The 7,555-nt window shown below is 68.3% G+C and carries 7 protein-coding genes; all 7 read left to right on the top strand.

Translation table 11 applies throughout. The annotated features are described in order from the left end of the window. Positions 1 to 248 precede the first annotated feature (248 nt). On the top strand, positions 249 to 539 hold the full coding sequence (gene groES, locus AC16DP_RS01200) for a co-chaperone GroES (RefSeq protein ID WP_483956599.1): 291 nt from the start codon (positions 249 to 251) through the stop codon (positions 537 to 539). A 47-nt stretch (positions 540 to 586) separates the two neighbouring features. Next, positions 587 to 2,236 (top strand): chaperonin GroEL, encoded by a 1,650-nt coding sequence (gene groL, locus AC16DP_RS01195; protein WP_329730355.1) that lies wholly within the window; start codon positions 587 to 589, stop codon positions 2,234 to 2,236. 185 nt (positions 2,237 to 2,421) lie between these two features. Further along, positions 2,422 to 2,679, top strand: a complete 258-nt coding sequence (grxC, locus tag AC16DP_RS01190; RefSeq protein WP_329730354.1) for a glutaredoxin 3 — start codon at positions 2,422 to 2,424, stop codon at positions 2,677 to 2,679. A gap of 109 nt (positions 2,680 to 2,788) precedes the next feature. After that, positions 2,789 to 3,211 carry a hypothetical protein gene (locus AC16DP_RS01185; RefSeq protein WP_329730353.1) on the top strand — a complete coding sequence of 141 codons (423 nt, stop codon included), beginning with the start codon at positions 2,789 to 2,791 and terminating at the stop codon, positions 3,209 to 3,211. Positions 3,212 to 3,417: 206 nt separating this feature from the next. After that, the gene (locus AC16DP_RS01180; protein ID WP_329730352.1) at positions 3,418 to 4,797 is read left to right on the top strand and encodes an FHA and sigma-54 interaction domain-containing protein; all 1,380 of its coding nucleotides are present in this window, start codon (positions 3,418 to 3,420) and stop codon (positions 4,795 to 4,797) included. Between the two features lie 39 nt (positions 4,798 to 4,836). After that, a complete protein-coding gene (locus AC16DP_RS01175) occupies positions 4,837 to 6,036 on the top strand; it encodes a hypothetical protein (RefSeq protein ID WP_329730351.1) in 1,200 nt (399 codons plus the stop codon). 328 nt (positions 6,037 to 6,364) lie between these two features. Beyond that, the gene (gene rsgA, locus AC16DP_RS01170; RefSeq protein ID WP_329730350.1) at positions 6,365 to 7,450 is read left to right on the top strand and encodes a ribosome small subunit-dependent GTPase A; all 1,086 of its coding nucleotides are present in this window, start codon (positions 6,365 to 6,367) and stop codon (positions 7,448 to 7,450) included. The last annotated feature ends 105 nt before the right edge of the window (positions 7,451 to 7,555 follow it).

Here is a 7,555-nt window from a genome sequence, read left to right as displayed (position 1 = left end):
CGCTTTTTCGGGGCGCCGCCAACGGGGTCCTACGCGGCGAGCAGTCCACGCCGGCGACTGCCAGCGCCCCCCACAAACGTCAGCAATCCCAAGGTCTTGCAAAATCGTCAGGACGGCTTGACAGCCCCCGGACGGTGATTATTGTTCCGCGGCCGCTGGCACTCGGCCCATTCGTCTGCCAACAAACCCGAACACCTTTCTTCACCGACCCGCCCCGCGGGCGGGAGCACTCACGGAGGAGCACCACCATGAAGATTCGTCCGCTGCAGGACCGCATCATCGTCAAGCGGGTTCAGGAGGAGGAGAAGACCAAGGGTGGCATCATCATCCCGGACTCGGCCAAGGAGAAGCCGATCGAGGGCAAGGTGATCGCGGCCGGCAACGGCAAGGTCCTCGAGGACGGCAAGGTCCGCCCGCTCGACATCAAGGCCGGCGACACCATCCTGTTCAGCAAGTACGCGGGCACCGAGATCAAGATCGACGGTGAGGAGCACCTCATCCTCCGTGAGGAGGATGTGCTCGGCGTGATCGAGAAGTAGTCGTCCCCCTTCCCCGCTCCTCAACCCACCCAAAGGAATTCATCACTATGGCGAAAGACATTCTGTTCGACGTGCGCGCTCGCGAGGCCATTCTCCGCGGCGTGAACATCCTGGCCGACGCGGTCAAGGTCACCCTGGGCCCCAAGGGCCGCAACGTGGTGATCGAGAAGTCGTTCGGCTCCCCCACGATCACCAAGGACGGCGTGACCGTGGCCAAGGAGATCGAGCTGGAGAACAAGTTCGAGAACATGGGCGCGCAGATGGTGAAGGAGGTGGCTTCCAAGACCTCCGACGTGGCCGGTGACGGCACCACCACCGCGACCGTGCTGGCCCAGGCCATCTTCCGCGAGGGCGCGAAGCTGGTGGCCGCCGGTCACAACCCGATGGACATCAAGCGCGGCATCGACAAGGCCGTGGCCGCCATCGTGGCCGAGCTGAAGACGCTGGCCAAGCCGACCAAGGACAAGAAGGAGATCGCCCAGGTCGGTACCATCTCCGCCAACGGCGACACCACCATCGGGCAGATCATCGCCGATGCGATGGAGAAGGTCGGCAAGGAGGGCGTCATCACGGTGGAGGAGGCCAAGGGCCTGGACACCACCCTGGACGTGGTCGAGGGCATGCAGTTCGACCGCGGCTACCTCTCCCCGTACTTCGTGACGGACCCGGAGCGCATGGAGGTCGTCCTCAACGACGCCCTCATCCTCATCAACGAGAAGAAGATCTCCTCGATGAAGGACATGCTCCCCATCCTCGAGCAGGTGGCCCGCTCCGGCAAGCCGCTGCTGATCATCGCCGAGGACATCGAGGGCGAGGCCCTGGCCACCCTGGTGGTGAACAAGATCCGTGGCGTGCTGAACGTGGCGGCCGTGAAGGCGCCGGGCTTCGGTGACCGCCGCAAGGCCATGCTCGAGGACATCGCCACCCTGACGGGCGGCCGGATGATCGCCGAGGACCTGGGCATCAAGATGGAGACGCTGACGCTCCAGGATCTGGGCAAGGCCAAGCGCATCACCATCGACAAGGACAACACCACCATCGTCGACGGTGCCGGTGCGCAGAAGGACATCGAGGCGCGCGTGAAGCAGATCCGCGCCCAGATCGAGGAGACCACCAGCGACTACGATCGCGAGAAGCTCCAGGAGCGTCTGGCGAAGCTGGTGGGCGGCGTGGCCGTCATCAACGTGGGCGCCGCGACCGAGACCGAGATGAAGGAGAAGAAGGCTCGCGTCGAGGACGCGCTCAACGCGACCCGCGCCGCCGTCGAGGAGGGCGTGGTGCCTGGTGGTGGCGTGGCCCTGCTGCGCTGCTCCAAGGCCCTGGACACCCTCAAGGTCGAGGCCGGTGAGAAGTTCGGCGTGGACATCATCCGCCGCGCCGTCGAGGAGCCGCTGCGCCAGATCGTCGGCAACGGCGGCCTCGAGGGCAGCGTCATCGTCAACAAGGTCAAGGAGGGCACGGGCTCGTTCGGCTTCAACGCCGCCACCAGCGTCTACGAGGACCTGCTGGCCGCCGGCGTCATCGACCCGGCCAAGGTGAGCCGCTACGCGCTGCAGAACGCGGCCTCCGTGGCCTCCCTGATGCTCACCACCGAGGCGATGGTGGCCGAGCGTCCGAAGGAGGAGAAGGACATGCCCGCCGGCGGCGGTATGGGCGGCATGGGCGGCATGGGCGGTATGGGCGGCATGGGCATGTAGTCGCCCCCGGGCAGCGGAGCGCGGGTGCCTCTCGCGCTCCGGTGTCCGTGGGAGTGCCTCCAGCGACGGCCTCCGGTTCCCTCGTGGAGCCGGGGGCCGTTCGCGTTTCAGGGAGCCGAGCGTACGCCGGGTGGCGTGGCGTCCCCCTCCCCCTTAGTTTGGAGGAAGACACGAGGAGGACATGCGTGAAGCCCGTGAAAATCTACACCACCACCTATTGCGGCTACTGCGTCCGGGCCAAGGATCTGCTGACGCGCAAGGGCGTGAAGTACGAGGAGCTGGACGTCACCGGTGACGACGACATGCGGTCGAAGCTGGTGGAGATGAGCGGCGGCCAGCGGACCGTGCCGCAGATCTGGATCGGCGACACCCACGTGGGTGGCTACTCCGACCTGGCCCGGCTGGAGAGCGAGGGGCGGCTCGAGCCGATGCTCCAGGCCTGAGTCACCGCTCCGCGCCTCCGGGAGCAGGCGGCCAGCCGTGCTCCCCGGGCGTCCCCCTTCCACCGTGTGCAGGTTGCCCGGAGCAACTCCACACCCACGGAGGTGGACGATGGCAGAGGCAGGGGAACAGGTCACGGGAACCCAGGACGAGAACTACGACGTCATCAGCGTGCTCTACCACTGTCTCCAGGGCGCCTCGGAGATCGGCCAGTACATCCAGGACGCCGAGCAGAGCGGGGACCAGGAGCTGGTGGACTTCTTCCGTGACTACCAGGAGGCCCAGAAGGACCTGGCCGAGCGCGCGAAGAACCTGCTGGGCGCGCGGCTGGCGCGGACCGGGGGCGTGAAGGCCAGCGGCGGCATCAGCGGCGGCCAGAAGACGGTACAAGCCCAGGACACGAAGAAGGCGCGCCGCTCGGCCGGCGCACAGACCAACGCCCAGGTGAAGTCCGGTGGCAACGCCTCGGATGACATCGTGGACGAGCAGGCCAAGGAGTCCTTCCCGGCCAGCGACTCACCCTCCAGGTACTGACGGACCCCGGATACCCGATGAAGCACGCACGCCCGGGAGGGCTCTGGACCTCCCGGGCGGCTTCTTTTTTACAGCCGCCCTGATGCAGGGGTCCGTACACTCGGACACTAACGCTTGCTCCCGCCGTAACGGCCCCATAAACAGGAAACTCCCGCGACGCTGGCGGAAGTACCCAGTCCGCCGCCCCGGGTGGAGGGTCTACGCCAATGATCGACGACAGGCCGGAGGTCACCCAGACCGTGCAGAGCCCCGAGGCTCGCTCGACACGGATTCAAGTGCGTGACTGGACGGTGGAGGTGGTGGCCGGCCCGGACAAGGGCAAGAAGGTCACCACGCAGGATGCGCTGCTGCGCGTGGGCTCGGATGTGGCGAGCGACCTGGTGCTGAGCGACCAGACGGTGAGCCGCCGGCACATCGAGCTGGAGCGGACCAGCAAGGGAATCATCGTGCGCGACCTGGGCAGCCGCAACGGCACCTTCCTGGATGGTCATCAGGTGATGCAGGCGCTGCTGCAGCCGGGTGACAAGGTGATGGTGGGCAAGACGAAGCTGGCCATCAAGCAGGAGGCGCGCGCCACCGAGGTGGAGGTGACGGGTGGAGCGGATGCCTTCGGCCACCTGGTGGCGGCCTCGGAGAAGATGCGCGTCGTCTTCGCGCAGCTGCGCGGCATCGCCCGGGAGGACATGAACCTCCTGCTGGAGGGCGAGACGGGCACGGGCAAGGAGCTGGCGGCGCGCGCGGTGCACGAGCACTCGCGGCGGCGGCACGGCCCCTTCAAGGTGGTGGACTGCAACCTCATCACCGAGGAGAAGGCCGAGCGCGAGCTGTTCGGCGGCCTGCGCTCCAACGGCGACGAGGGCGGCAAGGGCGTCTTCGAGGCGGCCCAGGGCGGCACCCTCTTCCTGGACGAGGTGGGGGAGCTGCCCCTGTCGCTGCAGCCCAAGCTCTTGCGCGTGCTGGAGTCGCGCGAGGTGCCCTCGCTGGACGGGGCGCCGGTGCAGGTGGACGTGCGCGTCATCGCCTCCACGCACCGCAACCTGGAGGAAGACGTACGCCAGGGCCGCTTCCGCGCGGACCTCTACTACCGCCTGGCGGTGGCGCGCGTGCGCCTGCCCCCGCTGCGCACCCGGCGCGAGGACATCCCCGTGCTCGCCCAGTCCCTGCTGCGCGGCCTCAAGTCCTCCTTCGAGCTCACCCCCCAGACGCTCGCCCTCTTCGAGGGCTATGACTGGCCGGGCAACGTGCGCGAGCTGCGCAACGTGCTGGAGCGCGGCGCCCTCATGCAGGAGACGGGCAACGTGAGCTGGCTGGACTTCATGGCCCAGCCCGAGCGCAAGGCGGAGGGCCAGCAGCCCACCACCAGCGTGGCCGCGCTCGTCACCGGCATGCCCTACCACGAGGCCAAGGACCGGGTGGTGGCGGACTTCGAGCGCCTCTACTTCGCCGAGGTCATGCGCGTGTCCAACTTCGACATGAAGACGGCCGAGCAGCACACCGGCCTGTCCATGCAGAGCCTCTACCGCCTGCTCAAGAAGAACGGGCTGCGGTTGAAGGATCTCAAGAATGCCGAGGGCCTTGATAAATAGGCCCTCGCTTTTCCCCAACCCCAAGGGAGATTCCCCAGCATGATGCGCCGTATCGCCATCGCGTCCATCCTCGCCGTCACCGGCTGTGCCGGCGTACAGGAGGCCCAGAAGAAGCCGGCGGGCCCGACCACCACCGAGGAGCGGATGCGCATCACCAACCAGCCGCCCTTCGACGTGGCGGTGTGCCAGCCCAAGGCCCTCACCCTCCCCCAGCCTCCCAACGAGGGCGTCCTCGTGGGCGCGCTCCTGAGCACCCGTCCCGAGGTGATGGAGTGCCTGGTGGATCCCAAGTCCCGCGGTGGCGCCGAGACCACCCGCGTGGTGGTGAAGACCACCCTCACCGACCAGGGTGGCACCCACGCCATCTCCGGGGAGAACCTCACCCCCGAGGGCACCGCCTGCATCCAGAAGGTGGTGGACACGCGCGTGCCGCTCACCGCCCTGCCCAAGGGCGCCCAGCCGGTGACGTCCGAGAGCACCTTCGTCCACGAGGTGGGCAGCAGCGCCACCGTCAAGTTCGGCATCAACCCGGGCTCGGACTTCTCGGGCACGGTGCGGCTCGCCGAGCCGACCTGGTGCGAGTGCTACGCCCCCTTCGGCACGAAGATCCCGCCCCAGCTCAAGGCCACGGTGGACCTGAAGAAGGGCGTGCCGAACCCGGCGGAGGTCGTCTTCGATTCCCCCGGCTCCCCCGAGGGTGATGCGCTCGCCGCCTGCCTCCAGGCCAAGATGATGGCCCTGCCGGCCAACATCTCGGTGACCGAGCTGAAGTTCCCCTACCGCTTCACCCACTTCCACTCGCAGGCGAGCGAGATGTCGGCGGACATGTCGCCCGAGCTGCGCTTCTACCAGCTGGATCTGCTGCGCAATCAGCGCGCCGCGAACACGGCCCTGGCCTTCGGCACCCGCGCCAACGCGGCGGAGATCTACGAGGCGGTGATCACCAGGTTCCAGAAGACGCCGCAGAAGAAGCAGTACGATCTGCTGCCGGAGCTGACCAGCAAGTGCAACGCGCTCGTCGAGGCCTCCAAGGGCTCGGTGGCTGCCCTCACCGCGCAGCTGCAGGTGGAGCAGCAGTCGCTGGCCAACGTGCAGGAGCTCAAGGCCAAGGACGCGGCCTGGGGTGAGCTGGAGGGCAAGCTGCAGGAGGCCGTCACCGCCGCCGAGCAGGACGTGAAGAGCGCCGAGGAGCGCCTCAAGGCCGACCAGGGTGCCTGCCCCAAGGTCAGCTACAAGTGACCACCTGGGCCTCGTGAGGGGCCCTGGATGACGAAGGCGCGGAGCCCTCCCGACGGGTTCCGCGCCTTTTGTCTTTCCGGGTTGCCCGCCCCCCTCCCGAGGGAAATTGTCAGGATTTCCGCGTCGGTTGAGTCAGAAGAAGCGGTTTGCCCCCGGAGGATTCCATGAACGCTCCCATTGCGCTTGCCGTGGTTGACGCCCTGTTCGCCCAGGAGGCGCGGGCCGCCTAGCCGGCCGAAGGTCCGACGCAGCGCGGTCCCGCTCCTTGCTGGGCGCCCTTGAATTCAAAAGTGCGCCATCGGCACCGCTCTGCCCGGAGTCCTTCACAGTGTTCCTCGAATCCCTCGGTTGGGGTCCTGACCTCACCTCCGCCTTCTCGCAGTTCCTCACCCAGTCCTCCCCTTCCCTCATCCCCGGGCGCGTCGTGCGCCAGGACCGCGGGCTGCTCACCGTCCAGACCGCGGAGAGGACCGTGCTCGCGCGGCCCTCGGGACGGATCCTCCACCACGCGGCCAGCGCCGAGTCCCTGCCCACCATCGGCGATTGGGTCGCGGTGCAACTGCCTCCCGGCGAAGGCGAGGCCCTGCTGCACGCCGTCCTCCCCCGCCGCGGAGTCCTCATGCGGCGCGAGGCGGGCCACGAGCACGCGGGTCAACCCATCGCCGCCAACCTCGACGTGGTGTTCCTCGTGACGGGGTTGGATGGCGACTTCAACCCCCGCCGCATCGAGCGGGCGCTCACCCTGGCGTGGAACAGTGAAGCCACGCCCGTGGTGGTGCTCAGCAAGGCGGACCTCGAGCCGGAGGCGGCCACCCGGGTGCTCGAAGTCGAGGCCCTCGCCCCCGGAGTGACCGTGCTCGCGCTGAGCACGCACACCGGGGAGGGGCTCGAGGCGCTGCGTGCACAACTCCCCGCCGGAAGGACGGGCGCGATGCTCGGCTCCTCGGGCGTGGGCAAGTCCACCCTCGTCAACCACCTGTTGGGCGAGTCGCGTCTGGCCACCCAGTCCGTCCTCGCCGACGACGACAGGGGCCGCCACACCACCACGCACCGGGAGCTGTTCGTGCTGCCCCACGGAGGGCTGCTCATCGATGGGCCTGGCATGCGCGAGCTCGGGCTGTGGGGCGAGGAGGAAGGGCTCGAGCACGCCTTCGCGGACATCCTCGCGTTGGCCGGCGGCTGCCGCTTCCGGGACTGCACCCACCGGGGTGAGCCGGGATGCGCGGTGCGCGCCGCCCTGGAGACCGGAGAGCTCTCCAAGGAGCGGCTGGCCAGCTACGAGAAGCTGCGGCGCGAGCAGGCCTGGCAGGCCCGGCAAGCGGATCCCGCCGCGCAGCGGCAACAGCGCCAGCTGGAGCGGGCCCGCTCCCGGATGGGCCGGGAGATCTCTCGCGCCAAACGGCGAGAGGACTGAAGCCTCCTGAAACGGCGAAGGCGCGGGACCTGGAGTCAGGTTTCGCGCCTTCACACGGGGGGAATCCGGGAGCCGGATACCCGCACCCCGTCCCTCTCCCGAGGG

It is taken from the genome of Archangium sp., from assembly GCF_057119385.1.
This window is presented reverse-complemented; position numbering and strand designations above follow the sequence as displayed.

What these genes read in the sequence shown, in the direction of transcription:
- groES (WP_483956599.1), top strand. Translation starts at nt 249, where the DNA reads ATGAAGATTCGTCCGCTGCAGGACCGCATCATCGTCAAGCGGGTTCAG.
- groL (WP_329730355.1), top strand. Translation starts at nt 587, where the DNA reads ATGGCGAAAGACATTCTGTTCGACGTGCGCGCTCGCGAGGCCATTCTC.
- AC16DP_RS01185 (WP_329730353.1), top strand. Translation starts at nt 2,789, where the DNA reads ATGGCAGAGGCAGGGGAACAGGTCACGGGAACCCAGGACGAGAACTAC.
- AC16DP_RS01180 (WP_329730352.1), top strand. Translation starts at nt 3,418, where the DNA reads ATGATCGACGACAGGCCGGAGGTCACCCAGACCGTGCAGAGCCCCGAG.
- AC16DP_RS01175 (WP_329730351.1), top strand. Translation starts at nt 4,837, where the DNA reads ATGATGCGCCGTATCGCCATCGCGTCCATCCTCGCCGTCACCGGCTGT.